Below are 20,741 nucleotides of genomic sequence, written 5' to 3' on the forward strand. Positions count from 1 at the left end.
GTTGGGTAGGGGAGCGTTCTGTAAGCCTGCGAAGGTGTACTGTGAGGTATGCTGGAGGTATCAGAAGTGCGAATGCTGACATAAGTAACGATAATGCGGGTGAAAAACCCGCACGCCGGAAGACCAAGGGTTCCTGTCCAACGTTAATCGGGGCAGGGTGAGTCGACCCCTAAGGCGAGGCTGAAAAGCGTAGTCGATGGGAAACGGGTTAATATTCCCGTACTGGTGGTAACTGCGATGGGGGAACGGAGAAGGCTAGGTTGTCCGGGCGACGGTCGTCCCGGTTCAAGCAGGTAGGCAGAGTGATTAGGCAAATCCGGTCACTTAATGCTGAGATGTGATGACGAACCACCAAGGTGGTGAAGCAATTGATGCCCCGCTTCCAGGAAAAGCCTCTAAGCTTCAGGTTACCAACAATCGTACCCCAAACCGACACAGGTGGTCAGGTAGAGAATACTCAGGCGCTTGAGAGAACTCGGGTGAAGGAACTAGGCAAAATGGTGCCGTAACTTCGGGAGAAGGCACGCTGGCGGTAGGTAAAGTCCCTCGCGGACGGCGCTGAAGCCAGTCGAAGATACCAGCTGGCTGCAACTGTTTATTAAAAACACAGCACTGTGCAAACACGAAAGTGGACGTATACGGTGTGACGCCTGCCCGGTGCTGGAAGGTTAATTGATGGGGTTAGCGCAAGCGAAGCTCCTGATCGAAGCCCCAGTAAACGGCGGCCGTAACTATAACGGTCCTAAGGTAGCGAAATTCCTTGTCGGGTAAGTTCCGACCTGCACGAATGGCGTAATGATGGCCAGGCTGTCTCCACCCGAGACTCAGTGAAATTGAACTCGCTGTGAAGATGCAGTGTACCCGCGGCAAGACGGAAAGACCCCGTGAACCTTTACTATAGCTTGACACTGAACATTGAGCCTTGATGTGTAGGATAGGTGGGAGGCTTTGAAGTGTGGACGCCAGTCTGCATGGAGCCAACCTTGAAATACCACCCTTTAACGTTTGATGTTCTAACCTAGGCCCATAAACTGGGTCGGGGACCGTGTCTGGTGGGTAGTTTGACTGGGGCGGTCTCCTCCTAAAGAGTAACGGAGGAGCACGAAGGTTGGCTAAGCATGGTCGGACATCATGCGGTTAGTGCAAAGGCATAAGCCAGCTTGACTGCGAGAGTGACGGCTCGAGCAGGTACGAAAGTAGGTCTTAGTGATCCGGTGGTTCTGAATGGAAGGGCCATCGCTCAACGGATAAAAGGTACTCCGGGGATAACAGGCTGATACCGCCCAAGAGTTCATATCGACGGCGGTGTTTGGCACCTCGATGTCGGCTCATCACATCCTGGGGCTGAAGTAGGTCCCAAGGGTATGGCTGTTCGCCATTTAAAGTGGTACGCGAGCTGGGTTTAGAACGTCGTGAGACAGTTCGGTCCCTATCTGCCGTGGGCGTTGGAAGATTGAGAGGGGTTGCTCCTAGTACGAGAGGACCGGAGTGAACGCACCACTGGTGTTCGGGTTGTCATGCCAATGGCATTGCCCGGTAGCTAAGTGCGGAAGAGATAACCGCTGAAAGCATCTAAGCGGGAAACTTGCCTCGAGATGAGTCTTCCCTGTCGCTTTAAGCGACCTAAAGGAACGTTTAAGACTAAGACGTTGATAGGCTGGGTGTGTAAGCGTAGCGATACGTTGAGCTAACCAGTACTAATGAACCGTGAGGCTTAACCTGACAACACCGAAAGTGTTTTGTCAGAGAGACGAAACGATGAAGTCAGCTTGTTCAAGATTGAATTACTGGTTATAGACTGTGATAACAGAAGATAACGGGTAATTAAAACCGAATTTGCTTGGTGGCCATAGCGCGGTGGTCCCACCTGATCCCATGCCGAACTCAGAAGTGAAACGCCGTAGCGCCGATGGTAGTGTGGGGTCTCCCCATGTGAGAGTAGGGAACTGCCAAGCATTAAATAAGACGAGAAAGCCAACCCAATGGGTTGGCTTTTTTGCATTTGATATTTTTTATTCTCAATTTTATCCTTTAACTAAGGAAAAGAGTTATTTCAATTGCTGATAGAGTAAACTGCCAGCAGCTGCTCCTGCCACATCATAAGCAAAATCATGCCAGCTCCATCCCGTACCTTGTGGTCGACTATCATAAAGCTCTTTAGCGACGCCTAAACTTATTGAAAAGGATAAGCCAATAACTAATCCTTCTCGATAAGAATAGTTCTGATGATCTGCGTAAGCATTAGCTCCTGCGGAGGCTACCATAGAAAATAAAAAATGCTGTGCTTTATCTTTTCCTTGCCAATTATCATTGGCAACATGAAAGGATTGACAACCATTTAACGTGACGAGTGAAAGTAAAACTATCAGATAGAAGCTATTACGCTTTAGTTTCATATAATATCCACGCCTTATTACTATATCTTGATCGCTAGATAGTTAAGCTTAAATCTTAATAAGTTGAAGTATAGTGGATTATAGCGACAAAAAAGCCTTACTTATTTTAAGTAAGGCTTATAAATAGAGCTTAGCAGTATAGTTAAATTAGAGTATACGACTAATTAGTCTATCAACACGGATACGCCGTAAGCGTTTAATTAATTTTTTCACTTTTAGAGGGTAAAATTTAATACTCTCTAATTGTTGATAGCTTTTAACAATCAGTGTTTTTTCTCTGATACAAGCTAACTCTTTATGGCGTTGTTCATGTAATTCATGATGTGGATCGTGAATTAAGATGGCATTTTCAAGATCTAATCCCCAAGCTCGAGGGTTTAGATTATTACCTGTAATCAATTGCCACTCATCATCAACCCACATGCCTTTTAAATGATAGGTATTATCACCGTCTTTCCAAAGCCTTACTGTTAATTGGTCATTATCAATAAAACGTTGGAAACGTTGGGTGAATTTACGAAGATTAATCTCATACAAATAAGGCAAAGCACCGATTATTTTAAAGGGCTCTTCTGGCGGAATATAAAAGTCATTTGCCGTTTTATCACCAATAATAATCTCAACCTGTTTACCATTTCTCAGTAAATGACTAATTTGGCGCACCAAAATAGCAGGTAAATTAAAATAAGGTGTACAAATAACCAACTTTTCTTCAGTCACGGCCATGAGGTGGGAGATAGTCTTATTCAAGATATTTTTCTTGCCTAAGCCGACTAATGGAGTCACTGTTAACTGATTATTTGAGGCATTTCCTTTTATATCGTAACCATCATGTGTGCGTAAATTAAAGCGGAATTGACGGATACAATTTTTAATTTCTGCACAACGCACTCTCTCTTCTGAATCAAGACGTTGAATAGCATCTGATTGCAAAAGGCTATCGACAATGAATTGCTTCATTGTGTTTGCGAGTTCAGCATTATGAATGATGTGATATCTGTCATAACGGTATTTATCAAGTTTATGCAAATAGACGTTATTAATACTTGCACCACTGTAAATAACCGTATCATCAAAGATAAACCCTTTTAGATGTAATACGCCTAATGCTTCACGTGTATTAACAGGAATACCATAAATAGGGACGTCAACATCAGGATGCTGTTGTGCAACTTTATGATACCAATCTGCATTTGTTGCATCAGCAGAGACACCTATACGACCGCGTTGAGCACGATGCCAATCAACAATAACGGTGATGGAAAGTTCAGGACGTTGCTGTTTTGCGGTATAAAGTGCTTCAAGGATCTCCTCGCCCGCTTCATCATGTTCTAGATAGAGTGCGGTAATAAAAATCTCTTTTTGAGCTTGCGCGATATATTTCAATAAGGTGCTGCGAAACGCGGATGTCTGATAAAGCGTTTCAACATCAGCAACTGACTGAGCTAATTTAGGCAGTTGTGCAAGGTGTTGTTGATGCTTAGCAAGTTTTAGTTTAGACAACATCACAGTGCTTATTTCTCTTGTTTATGATGACTAAAAGAGTCATCTTCTATGTAAAAAATTCTGTAACCGATCTTCTGATCATAACATTAGTTATATAGGATGTACGCATAAAATCATCTTATAGAGTGAATTTCTCTTAGGATGTGTGAATAATCACATTCAGAAATTTTCTATTCGCGATTTTATCACTATACATCACTGAGAGGATCAAGAAGCAAGTTGAGATTGACTATTCCTTCATCAAACTGTACTTCCACAGAAAACCCTAATTTTTTAGCAAGACTTATCATATTACGATTTTCAGGCATGGTAATGGCAGTTAACCGTTTGATGCCATGCGCCTTAGTATAGTTGATTAATTTCATCATTAATTGGTGACCCAGTGTATTACCTTTTAAATCAGAGCGTACCAGAATAGCAAATTCAGCCTGTTGATTATCAGGATCTGCCATAGCTCGAGCAACACCAATAATTTCTGGATCATCGTGAGGGTGGCGAATGGCGACAAAAGCCATCTCACGATCGTAATCAATTTGTGTCATATTAGCGAGATCGTCATGGGTAAATTCGCTGATCTCACTAAAATAGCGATAATAGAGATCTTCTTTGGTCACTTGATTAATAAAGGTTTTTAGTAGAGGTTCATCTTCAGGCAAAATAGGTCGAATAAAACAAGGTTTGCTATCTCTTAAAAAGAAAGTTTCTTCTAATTCATTGGGATACGGGCGAATAGAAAGTTTTTGATGAGGATCGCCTTCGATTGGTGACAGCTCCATAGCCACGTCTAACAAAGTGAAATCATTACCCGATACTAACAACGGATGTATGTCGAGCCTGACAATTTGTGGACAATCTAATAGTAAGTGTGAAACTTGCACCAAAAAATGGCTTAAGCTTAGGATATTCAGTGGTTGTAATGCACTTCTAGGTTGGAGCTTGCCACTTTTTATTGCATTAATAACCAGATAACGAGCTAGCGCCATATTAAGTGGTGGCAAAGCAACGGCAGCTTTTGTTTCGATTTGCCACTCAACGCCTCCTTCTCCTAATAGAATTAGTGGGCCAAAGATGGGGTCTTGTTCAATCGCAACACGTAGCTCTTGGGAGCCTGCACGGTTTGCCATACTTTGTACTAATAGTCCTTGAATTTTCGCTTGTGGGTAAAGCTCGCTTACCCGCTCGATAATGGCATGTGCAGCCGATTCAACTTCATTGCTGTCTCTTAAGTATAACATAACCCCCTGAACTTCCGATTTATGAGGTATATCAGGAGAGCGTAATTTCAGCGCGACCGGATAACCTATTTTTTCTGCAATACTGACCGCTTCTTGTGCATTATGAGCAATCCAAGTCGGTAAAGTATTAAAGCCATAGGCTTCCATAATGGGCTGGACTTGGTGTGTATCAAGGCGATACTGTTTTTTGTCGAGAGCTTCTTCAATACAGCGATGGGCTTGCTGGGTATTCATTTTTATTTCTAAAGGTAATGCCGGCGTTTCCTTTAGTTGTTTTTGGTTTCTGCGGTACTCCACCATATGCATAAAAGCGGTAATTGCACCTTCAGGAGTGCGATAAGTAGGAATACCCGCTTCACTAAATAATTTACGTGATTGTTGAGATGAATATTCGCCTCCCCAATTAGTAAATAGAGTGAGCCATTTTCTTCTGGGGTGCTTATTAATTGCTTCAATAACTTTTTGTGCTGTTTCAATACTTGGTGCAATAGCACTTGGTGTATGAATTAAGAGTAATGCATCATGATCATGGCTATCTAATAGACAATTCACTGCCCTAATATAGCGCTCTACCGTGGTATCATCACCTAAATTAAGCGGATTACGAATAGCAGATGTGTCTTGCACAATGGCTTGCAATTGTTGCTGAGTATCAGCAGATAATTGTGCTAATTTGCCTGACTGTAAAAATAATTCATCTACGGCCATTGCCGCAGGAGCTGAACCATTGCTGATGATCATCAGTTTCTCGCCTTTTAATGGCGTCATATAACTGAGGGTTTCAACCGCTGAAAACATCTCATGAGTATCTTGTACGCGTAACAGTCCTGCGCGTTGGAAGGCTGCATCATAAGCTACATCATAACTTGGCGTATCGCCTAAGAGTAATTGGGCTTTTTGTGTTCGACCACTTTTTATAACTAGTATTGGCTTATTGCGTGATGCACTACGTGAGGCAGACATAAAGCGCCTTGCATCATGAATATGCTCTAAATGCAGTAATATTGCACTGGTTTTACTATCTCTTGCTAGAAAATCCAGTAAATCATCAACTTGGATATCTTGGTTATCACCTAATGCAATAAAATAGGAAAAGCCAATATTGCGGTAATACGCCCAATCTAGGATGGTGTTAGCTACTGCTGCTGATTGTGAGATAAATGCCAATTTGCCTTTTTTTACAGGAAGGGGTGAAAAGCTGGCATTTAAGCCTTGCCAAGGGGCTAATAAACCTAAACTATTTGGACCTAACAAGCGAATATGGTATTGCTGGCAGAGTGTCTTAATAGCTTGAAATTGTTCTGATTGTGCTGAAAGAACAATCACGGCTTTACAGCCTGATTGACCTAATTGCTCAAGAAGTTCAAGATTGCGGCGATGATGAGTACAGATAATTGCCAAGTCTGGTACTTGGGGGAGTTTATCAATAGAAGGATAAGTAAAAACACCAGAAACAGAATTGCGAGTCGGATTGACTGGAAAGACTGGCCCATTAAACCCACCACTGAGTAAGTTTTTCATCATTGTGGTTCCTGCTCTGCCTACTTTGTCAGAGGCGCCAATCACCGCAATTGATTTAGGACGTAATAGTGCTTCAAGGCCTCGCTGGCTCATATCAACTCCTAAGTTTATGATAAACTGTATTCAATGTAGCTGATTTACTCTTCTTTTGCCTGACGTCTGTCTGGTTTTCCAATTAAATATTGTTGACGAAAGTAACTAAAATGAGAAAAAAGCTGTTGTGACGCTAAATCATCGCCGACATTGGCTAAAATAGAAGCGGCAACTTCAGCGGTACAATGTTGCTCTTCTCTTGCTGCTTGACGGAGCATGTAGTCACATTTACTGGCTTCATTAATTGAAAACAGTGGTAATGCATCAAGGTAGGGGCTTTTACGAAACATTTTTCTCGCCTCTGTCCAAGTGCCGTCTAGTAAGATAAATAGCGGTGGCTTACTGTTTGCAGGTAACTGGTGATAAACTTTTCGCGAAGGAGAAGCATAGCTGTCTGGGAAGACGACATAAGCTTGTCGATGCGGATCATTAATTGCATCAAGTAAGGCTTTTTCAGGCTCGGTACGTGACCATAAAAAGGCAAGTGTATCGGGTAAAACATCGGCAATTAATTTTCCTGTATTACTTGGTTTCATCACTTCTGTATCGTACATCATTAAACAAAAACGGCTTTTCGCGGTTTGATGAATGATGGTGTCACACAGACACTGTTTTTCAGGTAATAAACAAAAAGTGCATCGTTTAACACGAAAGCCCCTGGCTTTATATGGGCGTGTAGAGATAGAAACTCGATATTGACGAAGTCGAGAAACCGCATTGTCATGCATAACAGAAAGACCACAATCATAAATAAAGGAATGAATATTACCATGATCCCCAAAGGTCTACTATCAGTTGTTTTTTATGAAAGTTTATTTACCGTATAGTGGTAGGATTATTATTATTTAATAAATTTTGGTGACTTATGAAGGTAACACAAATCCTTTTTTATAATAATGAAAATAGTATTACAGATAATGAAATAAAAAACCTATTTAATATCTTTGATACTCAGGTCATTAATAATAGTAGAGTGGATGTTAATCTTGAGACTGCCAAAAATCAAATAAATAAACTCGCTGATGCAGTTAGGAATGGAAGCTCAATAGATTTAGATTATTTAGTAAACATCATGTTTCATGATGATATAAAAATAAGCTTATATGCAACTAATCAGCTCTACTTGATTTATCCAAAATTAAACAACTCGATAAGAGAAGATATTAAAGAATTAGTCAAATTACTCTATGAAATAAAAATAAAAGAGGATCAAGAGTATTTTAAAGAACGACCTTTATTAAGTGCAATGGCTTGTGAGGAAGCGATTGCTAGACAACAGGGAAAAGGGGAGAATGTTTTTATCTCAGCGGTTGATAATTATTTAAATATAAAATGTAATGATAGCGTATTGGCCAATAGTAATGAAAGCGTAAGTAATAATAATCGATATATATCTTCATCTGAATTAGAGTCTTGGGCGTCATTTCAACCCTATCAGTGTGATATTGGTTCCTATGAATCAATACTTAAAAAAATAGAAAATAGCAAAGGATCCGCGGAGTTAAAAAATTATGTGGTTTTAGTCAATAATAACCATTGGGTTGCGTTATTGACTTATAAAGATAGCTGTTTTTTATGTGATTCATTGCCCTCAAGCAAAAAAGAAAAAGATGAACGTCATAACTTATTAATTGAACTAGAAGAAAAAGGATTTAATACTGTCAATATAGAATATAATCTACAAAAAAATGTACCTAATGGATGTGGTCTTTTGGCGCTTAATTATATTGATAGTTTACATAATGAATGGAATAAATTTAATCATGAAAAAGAAGATGATTTAACATCCACGATAGAAACAGTATTACAAAAAACAGGAAAAGACTTTCTAAACCTAAGTTGTGGTGAGCAAACCACATTTAATCATAATTTTAGGAAAAAATTGATCATGGATACACTTTTTTGTATTGTTAAATCTAATGATGAATAGCTCTCTTAGTTATTGATATAAAAGCTATTTATTATTAATAAAAAGCTAAATCAAATTTTATTTTTAAAGAGAGTGTTTTTTGATATAGGTTTATCTCTTACTCTGCGTGATTCTCTCGGTGACAGTTGCTAAACTATCATGTAATCTGCGCCCCTATTGCAGTTGGAGAGACTAATGAACGATTCTTATGAAGGTAAAAACGGCAAAGTAAAAGTGATGTATGTCCGCAGTGAGGACAGTGCCGATAATAAACCTAAAAAACCATCCCGCCGCCCTAATAATGCTCGTGGTGATACTGACCGTAGTCATCGTCGTGATGATAAACGCGGTGATAACAAATTTTCTCGTCGTGATGAACGTGGTGCAGGTAAGTCTTCAGGACGTAATCCATCACGCAGTGGAGCAAGCTCCTCACGTGATAACAATAGTGAAGGTGGTAATTATTCTCCATGGAAAACGATTTCTCGTCCTGGAGATGAGCCATTAAAAGAGCATGATGGAATTACCGGGAAAAGCCAAATAGATCCAGAACAGCTTCGCCGTCAGCGTTTAGAAGAGACGCGTATCTATGGTGAAAATGCTTGTCAGGCTATGTTTAAAAACCGTCCAGAAGCCATTGTTCGAGCTTGGTTCTTACAAGAAGTAACACCTCGTTTTCGTGAAGCGTTAAAATGGATGGCGGCAAATCGTAAAGCTTACCATGTTGTTGAAGAAGAAGAGATGGTTAAAGCGGCGCGTACGGATCATCATGGTGGCGTTTGTTTCTTAATCAAAAAACGTGTTGGTCATGATGCACAAACCTATTTAAAAGATGCACCAACAAAAGATTGTGTCTTAGCGCTTGAAGATGTGGGTAATCCACATAATGTCGGTGCTATTATGCGTAGCTGTGCTCATTTTGGTGTGAAAGGCGTCATTTCTCCTGACTCATCAGTGTTAGAATCTGGTGCAGCAGTGCGTACCGCAGAAGGTGGTGCCGAGTATATTCAAGGAATTGATGCTGATAATTTTGCTCAGACATTAGAGCAGTTTAAACAGGCTGGCTATACCTTAGTGACAACCTCAAGTCACAAAGGAAGTGTGCCGCTAGCAAAAGCTCAATTACCTGAAAAAATGGTATTAATCTTAGGTCAAGAGAAGGATGGCTTAAGTGATAGCACGTTAAAGCAAGGGGATATGAGCATTTATATTGGTGGTACAGGCCATATTGAAAGCTTAAATGTCTCTGTGGCTTCTGGCGTGTTATTGGCTGAATGGTGGCGTCAACATCACGGCTAATTATTTAATTGTTAGATGATTTAAAAATCCCGCTGAATAATGAACTGCAGTCAGTTCACCATGTTCAGCGGGATTTTTCTTTAATTAACTAATCAATTCATTAATGGCTATTTACCCGGTGAGAATGGCGGTTTAGCAAACCAAACAACCACCAGCATTAAAATGAATATTCCTGCCGCTAGCCAGAAAATTTCATTCGCTGAAATAATCAGACCTTGTTCAGTGATTGTTTTAGCTAAATAAGCTGAGGTTTGTTCATCAGAAAGCCCCAATTCTCTCATCTGTTGAAAAGCCAATTGTGCATCGGGATCGAGTGGATTAATTTTTTCAACAAAGGTTTCATGATGTAATGACTCCCTTTGTGTCCAAATTGTTGTCGTTAATGACGCGCCAATTGCACCCGCTAAGGTTCTTAAAAAATTAGATAAACTGGATGCCGAGGCCATTTTCTCCGGAGGTAATCCCGATAAGGTCATCGTGGTTAATGGCATAAAGAAACATGCTACACCTAAACCTTGCCAGAATTGTGGCCAAGCAACTGTGGCAAAATCCATTCCAGGTTCAAAAGTATAAGCTCGCCAATAAAAACATACCGCAAACATAATAAAGCTAAAGCTAATGATATAGCGTAAGTCGACTTTTCCACCAAATTTTCCGATGATTGGTGTAATGATCAGCGGTAATAAACCAACAGAGGCTGCAGCTAAACCCGCCCATGTTGCGGTATAACCAAAGACTTCTTGCAACAGGAGAGGGAGCAACACAATAGTACCGAAATAGATCATATAAGCGAGACTAAGGGTTAAACAGCCAATAGTGAAATTGCGACTTTTAAACAGAGAAAGATCAATAACAGGGTGTTCGTCAGTTAACTCCCACACAATTAAGAAACTTAACGCCACTACAGCAATAATAGTAAGTACAATTATTTCAGTTGAATTAAACCAATCCAGCTCTTTACCTTGATCAAGCATGATCTGTAGTGCACCAACACCAACCACCAATAGTACGAGACCAATGGTATCTATTGGTTTAATTTCCGTTTTGGTTTCGCGACCCGCTAATGTATTTGAGATGCACATAATAATTAACACACCAAAAGGTACGTTAATAAAGAAGATCCATCCCCAATGGTAATTATCACTGATATAGCCACCTAAAATAGGGCCTAAAATAGGTGCAACGACAATGGTAACCGACCATAACGCTAATGCCATATTGCGTTTTGCTGGTGGATAGTTATTCAATAGCAAACTTTGTGATAACGGAATTAAAGGGCCTGCGACTAAACCTTGGAGTACACGGAAAAAGATCAGCATTTCTAAACTTTGAGAAATACCACACAGCCATGATGTTAAGGCAAATAGTGCTGTTGACCACATAAAGAGGCGTACTTCACCAATACGTTTTGCCAGCCAGCCAGTAATAGGAATTGAGATAGCATTTGCAACACCAAATGAGGTAATAACCCAAGTGCCTTGAGAATTTGATGCACCTAAGTTACCCGCTATTGTCGGGATGGCTACGTTAGCGATTGTTGAATCGAGAACTTGCATAAAAGTGGCCAGCGCAAGTGCGATGGTCATTATAGCAAGTTTTCCTCCTTGTAAGGGTTCTTTAATCACCTTTACACCTCGCTTTATCATCCTGCATTTTGTTCAATGATTTCATTAATCAATGAATTGATTTCTGACATATCAATAGTGAGTGCATCAGTATGATAAGCCGGTGCTTGACGTTCGCTCTGTGATAATACTTTTCCATCAAGATTAACGGTATCCACAGTCACTTCAGTGGATAAACCAATACGTAGCGGTTTTTCTGCAACTTCTTTTTCATCAAGGGAAATACGTACCGGCAAGCGCTGAACTACTTTTATCCAGTTACCACTGGCATTTTGTGCCGGTAATAGTGAGAATGCACTGCCTGTTCCCATATCTAATCCCTGTACACGACCATGGTAAATAACTTTTTTACCATAAAAATCAGTGGTTATTTTCGCGGGCTGTCCGATACGCATATTGGCCAGTTGCGTCTCTTTAAAGTTAGCGTCTATCCACATACCTGTGACAGGTACGACGGCCATTAACGGTTTACCCGGTGCAACTTGTGCACCAACTTGAACGCTACGACGTGAGACATAACCTTCAGCAGGACTTAGTATTTTTGTTCGTTGTAAAGCTAGCCATGCATTACGTACTTCTGTTGCAGCTTGTAATACAGAAGGTTGTTGTGCAATAGGCGTGGTTAAGATAATGGCTTGATTAGCATTATATTGCTCTTTTGCTACATCTAATGCCGCTTTTGCCGTGGCAACAGCTTCTCTTGCATGTTGGAGTTCTTCTTTTCCAATGACATTTCGCTCGCCTAATACTTCTCTACGACGCAGATCATTTTGCAATTTTGCCAATTCAGTTTCACGTAAAACAATATTCGCTTTTAATTGACGACCATTGATGATTTGCTGATGCATTTGACGGACACTATTTGCTAAAGCGGTTTTTGCTTTATCTAATGCAAGTATTTCATCACTATCATCTAATTGGACTAGCGGTTCACCTGCTTTTACGTAGTCTGTATTGTCCACATAGACAGTGGTTACCGAGCCTGAAATTTGTGGCATAACCATAATTTGATTGCCTGTTACGTAGGCATTATCTGTGGTTTCATGATGTCTAAGAACCATAAACCAGTAAGCGGTATAAGCGAGCCCCGCGAGAATAAAGATAAAAGTCAGTAGCAATAAAACATTTCGGCGAGTTCGTTTTTTATTGCGAATGGGAGCCTGAGGTGGATTTTTTTCCTCATTTACACTCATTTAGAAGATCTCCATAAACCAGAAAAAAGCATTATATATGTTTCCAGAATAAAATCCGGAAACATATATATTGGGCTTATATTAGAATAATAATTAGCACGAAAGGCCAATTATAAATGTGAATGAATATATTTGTTTATCAATTCATGTTGTAAATGAGGTTGGCGGTATTTGGTCAGGATATCGCAATGCCTCTTGCTCTTAGGCTACGTTTACTAGATGTAATGGTATCTAGTAAACGGAGTCTACTTTCGCACAAATGAGTGGCGAGTAGTTCTACGGCTTTGTCCGTATCTCTCGAACGAAGTGCGACAAATATTTCACGATGCTCATCCCACGCTGGATTAGACGGCGCTCTATCAAGCCATCGTGCTCGCGAAAGCCTACGTAGGGCATCATTTATCCCTTCAATAATAAATGCGTTATTACAAAGGCGTGCCAACTCTCTATGGAATCGTGTTCCCGCATTTTCCATGCTCTCTTCTGGTGAATCTACCGTGGTTTCTTTAAGCAGGCGTTCCAAATTGTTCAACTGTTCTTCGGTGATCTGGCTGACTGAAAGTTTTAATGCTGCTACCTCCAAAATTTCTCGGTAAATACATAATTGTTCGATTTCATCAGCATCGATTGGTGCCACTAACCAACGTATACCATCACGACATATAAGTCCCTCTGATTCCAACTTTTGTAATGCGGCTCGAACGGGAGTTCTGGATGCGTTAAATTTCGCTTCAGCCCAGCGTTCAGTTAACCGTTCTCCTGGGCCTAGTTCCATGTTGAGTATCAGTTTTCTTAATTGTTTTTCAACCTCTAACACTTGGCTCATAACGGCAATACTCTCCTAAAAATTGACAGTAAAATAAATTATCTATATGGTATACCAACTTGGTATACCAGAAAAGAATGTTTCTATGACTCAATTATATAACAGCTTTTGGCGTCGAAATCTGCTCGTTTGCTTTATTGGTTCTTTTTCAACTGTTTTTGCAATGACCTTGATGTTACCGTTCCTCCCCCTATATGTTGAAGAGCTTGGTGTTCAAGGTCACGCCGCCATTGTCCAATGGTCTGGCGTGGCATTCAGTGCAACGTTTATCACTGCTGGCTTAATTGCTCCAGTATGGGGAAAGCTCGGTGACAAATATGGACGTAAATCGATGCTCGTAAGAGCCAGTCTTGGTATGGCGGTGACCGTCTCACTTATGGGGATGGTAACAAATATTTGGCAACTTGTCGGTTTAAGGCTATTAGTTGGTTTGGCGGGGGGATACTCATCTGGAGCAACTATTCTTATTGCAGTACAAGCTCCTAGAGAGCGTGTTGCTTGGGCGTTGGGCATTGTTTCATGTGGTGTAATGGCGGGTAATCTTATTGGCCCTCTAGCTGGAGGGTGGTTACCTGACTTGTTCGGCATTCGAAACACGTTTTTCTGTGCCGGTGCACTGATCTTTTTGTCCTTTATCATGACCCTTACGCTTATCCGTGAAGATACGCCGAAATACATAAATACTACGACAAAAATGCAAGTGAGTTGGTCGCAGTTACCTGCACGATTTGTGATAGTTAGCATGCTTTGCACGGGGTTGTTGCTGATGCTGGCCAATATGTCGATAGAACCTATTATTACAGTCTATGTGCGTACACTCGTTAATGATCCTGCTCAGATAACTAGGGTTGCAGGTTATGTCATGGCCGCTGCTGCCTTAGGTAGTATTATTTCAGCCTCTTGGCTTGGGAAATTAGCAGATAGGATAGGGCATTTGCGTATTATCACGCTGGCACTAGCTATAGCCGGTTTATTGCTGATCCCTCAGGCATTTGTTACCTCTGGTTGGCAACTTATTATTTTACGTTTTCTTATGGGATTAGCATTGGGGGGATTGTTGCCTTGTATTGCGGCAGTAATACGTCATCACGTTCCAGAAGGAATGATAGGCAGTATCCTTGGCTATTCGGTCGCAGCCCAGTTTGCAGGTCAGTTCATCGGCCCGTTAATAGGTGGCGTTATTGGTGGTCATATAGGTATGCGCGCAGTTTTTCTGGCAACTAGTGTTGTCTTATTGTTGGGAGCCGCTTGGAATTTTAAATTACATCGTAATTCAGTTATACGCTGATGAACTTCGTTCTTCTTCACCTGTATATTTCGGAGATTTTATGACAACACAATTCAACAATAACAATAATAATATCGATAAAAATAGTGCTCTGCTGGTAATGGATTTTCAGACGGCCATTCTTAATAATTTTCTTCCACAAGATCGTGCTGAAGATGTTATTCGTAATACATCATCATTAATTTCCGCTACGCGTGCAGCAGGCATACCGATTATCTATGTTAGTGTTGAGTTTCGTGAGGGGTATCCTGAGGTTAGTCAAAACAACATAATTTTCTCATCGATTAAAGACAATGGAATATTAATCACCAATAGTGAAAGTTCCGCTATTCATGATGATATTTTTCCGCAGGAAAATGAAATCGTTATTATTAAACGTAGAGTGGGGGCTTTTTCATTTACTGAGCTTGAGATGGTTCTTCGTACACAAGATATTGAAACCTTGATCCTTGCAGGAGTCACGACGAGTGGCGTGATCTTATCTACAGTTAGTCAGGCATTTGACCTAGATTATCGTCTAGTGATTGCAAGTGATTGTTGTGCTGATCCTGATCATGACACACATGTTTTTTTACTCGAGAAAATCTTGTCTCAACATGCTGTTGTAACCAGTTCATCTGAAATATCAAAATATTGGGTATAAATAGCCTAAGTAGCCAATGTTACATAGATCTTGTCGGTAGTATGATAGATTAAATATCAGACATACATGATTGAGTGCAAGGGCTGGGGAATATTGGCTTTTGGCACAGAGCGACCTGTCAGATTTATGTTAGCTCTGTGCCATAGCTAGTCAGGTCAAATCTGAGCTAATACAGATTAGATCAATAAGTTTATTGATGGTGATGGTTATTCCTGCTGATTATCCGCTAATGTATCAAGTTGTAGTAATAATTTACGCATTAGGGTTTCCAGTTGTTTTTGTTCACCTTCATCTAATACCGACCAAATTTTCTTTAAACATTCGTGCTGTGGTGGTAATAAGCTATTTAAAAACTCTTCTCCAGCATCAGTTAAATGAAGATGTAGACAGCGACGGTCATTATGACTTTCACGATGCTCAATCCATCCTTGTTTTTCTAATTCATCTGCAATACGAGTGGCATTTGTTCTTGATGAGCCTAACGCCGCACTCAATTCTGATGGTTGAATACTACGATTTTCCGTTGTATCTAAAATCATAAGTGCCATAAATAATGTCTCGTTAATGCCCTGAGACTTTAACATATTATTACGACTTTCAAGAAGTTTGCTCTGGACGTGCATAGACAGGCGAGTTAACAAAATTTCTTGGTAAGGAATATCTTTGTTAAGCGATTTCTGTTGTGTAGCGCGAGTGTTTAGTAGTTCTTCTGTTGGCGTAAATGAGCTTTCCATTTTTAGACACCTTGTTAGTTTCGATAATTAGGATAACGTTGTTATCAACATGTTAAATGGTATATTAAACACACAATTTAGCAATTTTTATTATTTATAGTCACTATGTTTTTTTGATTATGCTACCTGATTCATAAATTTTTTGAATGATAACATAAAAAAATCACTAGGTGCTTATCTATTTACAATAAGTTATAAAAATCAATTTATCCCTTATTTACTTATGAATAATAGTCTATTTAGGAAAAAATGGATCGATTTCTACGATAAAACACGTAATAAATTTATTTTACACTATAATGATTCTATTGTTAATAATACCACTTAGAAACTATGCCGTTTATGCTATATTGATATAATTGATATGTATTTCTTAATAAAGAATGAGATGATGATATACATAAATAGTAATCACGCTGTTAAAACATTTACGTTTTGTTCTGTTTAGAGGGGTATTGCTGACATAAAATACCCCTTTTGAGATAAGTTTTATTATTCAGATTGGATCACTGGATCATTTTTATAACCAAATAACCAAACCAGTAAACCTAATAAGCCAATGATTGCACCGGCGCTGGAAACACCAATCCAGCCATATTGGTGATAAGCGTAACCCGATAATAAAGAGCCTAGGGCGCCCCCGATAAAATAGCTAGTCATATAAGCGGCAGTAAGCCGATTTCGGGCATCAGGTAAAATACGGTAGATAGTGCTTTGGTTAGTGACATGAACACCTTGAACGGCTAAATCTAATAAAACCACACCAATAATAAAACTAATCAGTCCAATCCATTGATAATAAGGGGCGATAACAATAAGTCCCCAACAAATGAAGAGAAGAATTAAACCTGAAGTAGTCGTTTTTTTACCTTTGCCTTTATCAACCCATACACCCGCTTTACCCGCCATTAGTGCTCCCGCAGCACCGACAAGTCCAAACAGGCCAATAACTGCATCGGAATAATTAAAGGGATCAGAAGCGAGTAAAAAAGCCATTGATGTCCACAGTAAACCAAAGTGGGCAAAGATAAGTGCACCAATCAGTGAGCGGGTACGTAATACTGGGGTCGTGGCAAACAATTTAAAAATAGAACCGAGCAGTTGAAAATAATTTAAATTTGTTTGGCTTTTATAGGTAGGTAAACAGCGCCATAGTGTAATAGCTAAAATAGCTAGAAAAACACTTGCTAGCCAGAAAATGCCCTGCCAATTAGTAAAGGAAGCCATCAGCCCTGACGCTGTTCTTGCCAGTAAAATACCAAGTAAAAGCCCACTCATAATAGTACCTACCGCTTTTCCTCGTTGATGAGGTGCAGCAAGTGTAGCGGCAAAAGGAACCAGAATTTGGGCGACGACCGAGAACATACCTGATAGGGCAGTACCAATTAACATAAGCCAAATATTAGGTGCCATTGCCGTAATTAATAAGCCGCTCGCTGAAATCAGCGTCATGATAACAATCAGTGAACGACGTTCAAAAATATCGCCAAGGGGAACCAATAGCATTAAACCTAAGGCATAACTTAATTGTGCTGTAGTGACAATAAAGCCAGCTAAAGTGGCAGAGATATGAAAATAATTTGCAATTGAATCAAGTAGCGGTTGTGCATAATAGTTACTTGCGACAACCATGCCAGTGGCAATGGCCATAAGTAAAATAAGGCCTTTACTAAGAGAGGTTTGTGGTGCTGTGTTTTCCATAATACTGATCACAAATTATTTGTAAGGTAAATGATAGTAACATGAGTCATTTTTTTGCGGAAAGAATTACTGTGATAGTAATGTTCAATCAATCGGGCATGAAAGTTTTTAATCTATTTTTATAATAGATTAATATTAAAAGTAAGATGTGATTTATTCTCAGCAGATAACCGCATATTTGCATCATTTATTATGCTAAATAGATAAATAGCCCCATTCCCTCGCTGTCCTGATTAGACAAGTATTAATCCATATAATAACCAATGTTATTAGTTAATTATGTCATTAATGTTAAATTATTTAGTCATTTTGTTTTAAATATAGCTCATTTTTAGTTTAGTTAACTTTTTTATGGTTTAGATCAAAAAAAGCTATGTAATGATAATAATTATCATTAACATGATTGTGTTGTTAAATGTATTTTTAGCTATTTATTTGCGTATTAATAACCATATAAAAGATACTATTATGAACTTTTTATTAATTAAGCATGAGCCTCATTTTCAGGGAATGGGGGCCGTTTCATTTTCATCTCATGCGATTTTTTTATTACTCACTACACTTGCTTCGTTTAATAGCGTTGCTTCACAAAGCACAGAAAAAGCATCACAAACTCAACAATCTGAAACTGTGGTGCTTGATCCTATTTATGTTTCCGGAAAATTAAATTCGAGTGTTGAAGCAGGAAGCACGGCTTTGACATTAAAAGATATCAATAGAATTCAGCCAAATAATATCGCTGAATTGGTAGATAAATTACCAGGGATTTCCTCATCTGGCTCACCAAGACCTGGCGGGCAAACTTTAAATATTTGGGGAATGGGCAATCCGGAAGATGTGAAAATCACTCTTGATGGTACACCGAAGACGTTTGAAAAATATCGTCAAGGTTCCATATTTATCGATCCTGAATTAATTAAACGCCTTGATGTCGATAAAGGGCCACATAATATCACCCAAGGAAATGGAGGATTTGGTGGCTCCGTACGGATTGAAACGAAAGATCCGGATGACTTACTGTTACCTGATCAGCATATTGGTATGTTTTTAAAATATGGACATCATACTAATGATAGGCAAAATCGTTATAGTGGTGCGATATATGGCAAGCTAATGGATGGAACGGCTGACGGTCTATTTTATTTTAATCGTCGTAAAAGCGATGATTTACGTCGTCCTGATGGCACTAAATTTGGTTATTCACAATCAGATCAAGATTCGTTTTTAATTAAAACTAATGTCTATTTAACAGATGCACAAACATTAACTTTATCAGCATCAAGATCTGTCAGTGATGGCTGGACGCCTTGGGCTGCCAAGCGAGATGAACTGGCAAAACCGAGTCAATATGATGTTGATAAATATGGTTTTGATGGAGCGATGAAACGTAAGTTAGTTTATCGTGACCAAAAAGATGACACTGTGAGTGTGAAATGGAATATTCAGCCAATTGATTCTGACCTGATTAATTTCACATTGACTTATGGTTATTCAAATACCAAACAGAATGATAAACGCCCTGATAATGCGAGTTCTTATCTAAGTAGTAGTATGGGTAACCAAAGTTGGGTTAACTATAAAAATCATCAAATTGAAGTGAAAAATGAAAGTACCGTGATGCAAGGAGCTACCGAACATGTGATTTTAGTAGGAGCGCGTTGGCACCGTAATGATCGTAATGTGTTAATGTTTACGCGGGATAAAGCGAAAAATCCAAATTATAATTATGGCTATTATGCACCACCTTATATGCCAGAAGGGACGCAAACAACCACGAGTTTTTATCTTCAAGATTCAATTAGTTATCGAACACTAACCCTCACGCCTGGTGTGCGTTATGATATAGTGAAAAATCAAGGAGCAGGGAGTCGAGCGAAGGTTTATCAAGATCCTAATCCCTATTACGGTCATGATTATAGTGATGTAACTTATCGTGGCATTACACCTCATTTGGGTATTTTATGGAAAGCGAGCCCAAATATTAGATTTTTTGGTGATATAACTCATACATGGCGTGCGCCATTAATTGATGAACAATATGAAGTGCAAGCCAGTATCTCTAGTTTGACAGGCACGAGTCGCCATTTAGATAAAGAGACCGTTACCGCAACACGGATTGGCGCCATTGTTGATTTTGAAAATGTTTTCCAACAAGAAGATCAGCTTCAACTTCGAAGCACATTTTTTGATACCCGTGGGAAAGATGAGATATTCCGTCGTCGCGGTGTCTATTGTGAAAGCGGAAAAGTAACCGGAAACAATGGAAGTTGTCCTCCTTCCCTTGGAAATTATCGCAATTTACCTGGCTACCATATTCAAGGTATGGAAATAGAGGCATTTTATGACAGTACTAATCTCTTTGGTCGCTTAGCGTATTCGACAATGAAAGGTAAACGCGATCAATCTCCTCGTGATCCGTGGTTTGGACAAAAAACATGGATTGCAGAAATTCAACCGGATGCATTACATGCCACCCTTGGAATGAAAATCCCACAAATAAATATGGTTGCAGGGTGGACAGGGGACTTTATTGGCGCTCAACGTCGTTCACCGATGGATGCTGATCCGGCTGCTACTTATTGGTCATTACCAAAAAGTAAAGGCTATGCCATTCATGGACTATTCGCTAATTGGAAACCTGCTTTTATCGATAATACCGAGATACGTTTTACTGTCGCCAATTTATTTAACCGTGATTATTACCCTTATTTAGGTGAGTCGGTATCTGGTACTGGGCGAGATTATCGCTTTACTGTGGTTAAAAGTTTTTAG

General features: G+C 39.7%; 14 protein-coding genes and 2 rRNA genes. 7 read left to right on the forward strand and 9 right to left on the reverse strand.

All coding sequences use genetic code 11. The features are described 5' to 3' along the window. Together AACV01_RS11300 and rrf are read left to right on the forward strand one after the other, a co-directional pair. Positions 1 to 1,722: ribosomal RNA gene (locus tag AACV01_RS11300) — 23S ribosomal RNA — on the forward strand; the annotation flags it as partial. Between the two features lie 117 nt (positions 1,723 to 1,839). After that, a 5S ribosomal RNA gene (gene rrf, locus AACV01_RS11305) occupies positions 1,840 to 1,955 on the forward strand. Between the two features lie 93 nt (positions 1,956 to 2,048). Here the strand turns inward: rrf and AACV01_RS11310 are convergent. The 4 genes from AACV01_RS11310 to AACV01_RS11325 form a co-directional block, all read right to left on the reverse strand. After that, entirely contained in the window at positions 2,049 to 2,396 is a 348-nt protein-coding gene (locus AACV01_RS11310) for a YfiM family lipoprotein (RefSeq protein ID WP_012367575.1), read from the reverse strand. A 147-nt stretch (positions 2,397 to 2,543) separates the two neighbouring features. Next, a complete protein-coding gene (gene pssA / locus AACV01_RS11315; protein WP_004246096.1) occupies positions 2,544 to 3,902 on the reverse strand; it encodes a CDP-diacylglycerol--serine O-phosphatidyltransferase in 1,359 nt (452 codons plus the stop codon). Positions 3,903 to 4,090: 188 nt separating this feature from the next. Beyond that, entirely contained in the window at positions 4,091 to 6,751 is a 2,661-nt protein-coding gene (locus tag AACV01_RS11320; RefSeq protein WP_004247413.1) for a bifunctional acetate--CoA ligase family protein/GNAT family N-acetyltransferase, read from the reverse strand. A 44-nt stretch (positions 6,752 to 6,795) separates the two neighbouring features. Next, positions 6,796 to 7,479, reverse strand: a complete 684-nt coding sequence (locus AACV01_RS11325; RefSeq protein ID WP_004247414.1) for a tRNA-uridine aminocarboxypropyltransferase — start codon at positions 7,477 to 7,479, stop codon at positions 6,796 to 6,798. Between the two features lie 137 nt (positions 7,480 to 7,616). Between AACV01_RS11325 and AACV01_RS11330 the strand changes: the two genes are divergently transcribed. After that, on the forward strand, positions 7,617 to 8,681 hold the full coding sequence (locus tag AACV01_RS11330) for a hypothetical protein (protein WP_161682931.1): 1,065 nt from the start codon (positions 7,617 to 7,619) through the stop codon (positions 8,679 to 8,681). Positions 8,682 to 8,855: 174 nt separating this feature from the next. Further along, positions 8,856 to 9,959, forward strand: a complete 1,104-nt coding sequence (locus AACV01_RS11335; RefSeq protein ID WP_004252256.1) for a tRNA/rRNA methyltransferase — start codon at positions 8,856 to 8,858, stop codon at positions 9,957 to 9,959. Between the two features lie 107 nt (positions 9,960 to 10,066). Here the strand turns inward: AACV01_RS11335 and emrB are convergent, their stop codons facing one another. The 3 genes from emrB to AACV01_RS11350 all read right to left on the reverse strand — a co-directional run bounded on the left by emrB (position 10,067) and on the right by AACV01_RS11350 (position 13,603). Beyond that, positions 10,067 to 11,584, reverse strand: coding sequence for a multidrug efflux MFS transporter permease subunit EmrB (gene emrB / locus AACV01_RS11340; protein WP_004247419.1), 1,518 nt, complete (start codon positions 11,582 to 11,584; stop codon positions 10,067 to 10,069). Positions 11,585 to 11,601: 17 nt separating this feature from the next. Next, a complete protein-coding gene (gene emrA, locus AACV01_RS11345; RefSeq protein ID WP_004252255.1) occupies positions 11,602 to 12,777 on the reverse strand; it encodes a multidrug efflux MFS transporter periplasmic adaptor subunit EmrA in 1,176 nt (391 codons plus the stop codon). 175 nt (positions 12,778 to 12,952) lie between these two features. Further along, positions 12,953 to 13,603, reverse strand: coding sequence for a GntR family transcriptional regulator (locus AACV01_RS11350; RefSeq protein ID WP_012367579.1), 651 nt, complete (start codon positions 13,601 to 13,603; stop codon positions 12,953 to 12,955). A gap of 85 nt (positions 13,604 to 13,688) precedes the next feature. On the opposite strand from AACV01_RS11350, the gene AACV01_RS11355 reads away from it, so the two are divergent. Together AACV01_RS11355 and AACV01_RS11360 are read left to right on the forward strand one after the other, a co-directional pair. Further along, positions 13,689 to 14,891, forward strand: coding sequence for an MFS transporter (locus tag AACV01_RS11355; protein ID WP_012367580.1), 1,203 nt, complete (start codon positions 13,689 to 13,691; stop codon positions 14,889 to 14,891). A gap of 40 nt (positions 14,892 to 14,931) precedes the next feature. Continuing rightward, positions 14,932 to 15,534 carry a cysteine hydrolase family protein gene (locus AACV01_RS11360; RefSeq protein ID WP_161682933.1) on the forward strand — a complete coding sequence of 201 codons (603 nt, stop codon included), beginning with the start codon at positions 14,932 to 14,934 and terminating at the stop codon, positions 15,532 to 15,534. A gap of 206 nt (positions 15,535 to 15,740) precedes the next feature. On the opposite strand, the gene mprA is transcribed toward AACV01_RS11360, so the two are convergent. Both mprA and AACV01_RS11370 read right to left on the reverse strand, forming a co-directional pair. Next, positions 15,741 to 16,268, reverse strand: a complete 528-nt coding sequence (gene mprA, locus AACV01_RS11365) for a transcriptional repressor MprA (RefSeq protein ID WP_161682935.1) — start codon at positions 16,266 to 16,268, stop codon at positions 15,741 to 15,743. A 492-nt stretch (positions 16,269 to 16,760) separates the two neighbouring features. After that, a complete protein-coding gene (locus AACV01_RS11370; protein WP_046334481.1) occupies positions 16,761 to 17,969 on the reverse strand; it encodes an MFS transporter in 1,209 nt (402 codons plus the stop codon). A 378-nt stretch (positions 17,970 to 18,347) separates the two neighbouring features. Here AACV01_RS11370 and AACV01_RS11375 point away from each other — a divergent pair, with 378 nt between their 5' ends. Next, a complete protein-coding gene (locus AACV01_RS11375; RefSeq protein ID WP_046334482.1) occupies positions 18,348 to 20,741 on the forward strand; it encodes a TonB-dependent hemoglobin/transferrin/lactoferrin family receptor in 2,394 nt (797 codons plus the stop codon).

The sequence above is a fragment of the Proteus sp. G2609 genome, from assembly GCF_963896135.1.
Taxonomy (GTDB): domain Bacteria; phylum Pseudomonadota; class Gammaproteobacteria; order Enterobacterales; family Enterobacteriaceae; genus Proteus; species Proteus mirabilis.

Bases quoted from the DNA above. Each gene is read 5' to 3' on its own strand.
- AACV01_RS11360 (WP_161682933.1), top strand. From the start codon at position 14,932: ATGACAACACAATTCAACAATAACAATAATAATATCGATAAAAATAGT.
- AACV01_RS11325 (WP_004247414.1), bottom strand. From the start codon at position 7,479: ATGCATGACAATGCGGTTTCTCGACTTCGTCAATATCGAGTTTCTATC.
- AACV01_RS11330 (WP_161682931.1), top strand. From the start codon at position 7,617: ATGAAGGTAACACAAATCCTTTTTTATAATAATGAAAATAGTATTACA.
- AACV01_RS11375 (WP_046334482.1), top strand. From the start codon at position 18,348: ATGATAATAATTATCATTAACATGATTGTGTTGTTAAATGTATTTTTA.
- AACV01_RS11335 (WP_004252256.1), top strand. From the start codon at position 8,856: ATGAACGATTCTTATGAAGGTAAAAACGGCAAAGTAAAAGTGATGTAT.
- mprA (WP_161682935.1), bottom strand. From the start codon at position 16,268: ATGGAAAGCTCATTTACGCCAACAGAAGAACTACTAAACACTCGCGCT.
- AACV01_RS11320 (WP_004247413.1), bottom strand. From the start codon at position 6,751: ATGAGCCAGCGAGGCCTTGAAGCACTATTACGTCCTAAATCAATTGCG.
- AACV01_RS11355 (WP_012367580.1), top strand. From the start codon at position 13,689: ATGACTCAATTATATAACAGCTTTTGGCGTCGAAATCTGCTCGTTTGC.
- AACV01_RS11310 (WP_012367575.1), bottom strand. From the start codon at position 2,396: ATGAAACTAAAGCGTAATAGCTTCTATCTGATAGTTTTACTTTCACTC.
- emrA (WP_004252255.1), bottom strand. From the start codon at position 12,777: ATGAGTGTAAATGAGGAAAAAAATCCACCTCAGGCTCCCATTCGCAAT.
- AACV01_RS11350 (WP_012367579.1), bottom strand. From the start codon at position 13,603: ATGAGCCAAGTGTTAGAGGTTGAAAAACAATTAAGAAAACTGATACTC.
- AACV01_RS11370 (WP_046334481.1), bottom strand. From the start codon at position 17,969: ATGGAAAACACAGCACCACAAACCTCTCTTAGTAAAGGCCTTATTTTA.
- pssA (WP_004246096.1), bottom strand. From the start codon at position 3,902: ATGTTGTCTAAACTAAAACTTGCTAAGCATCAACAACACCTTGCACAA.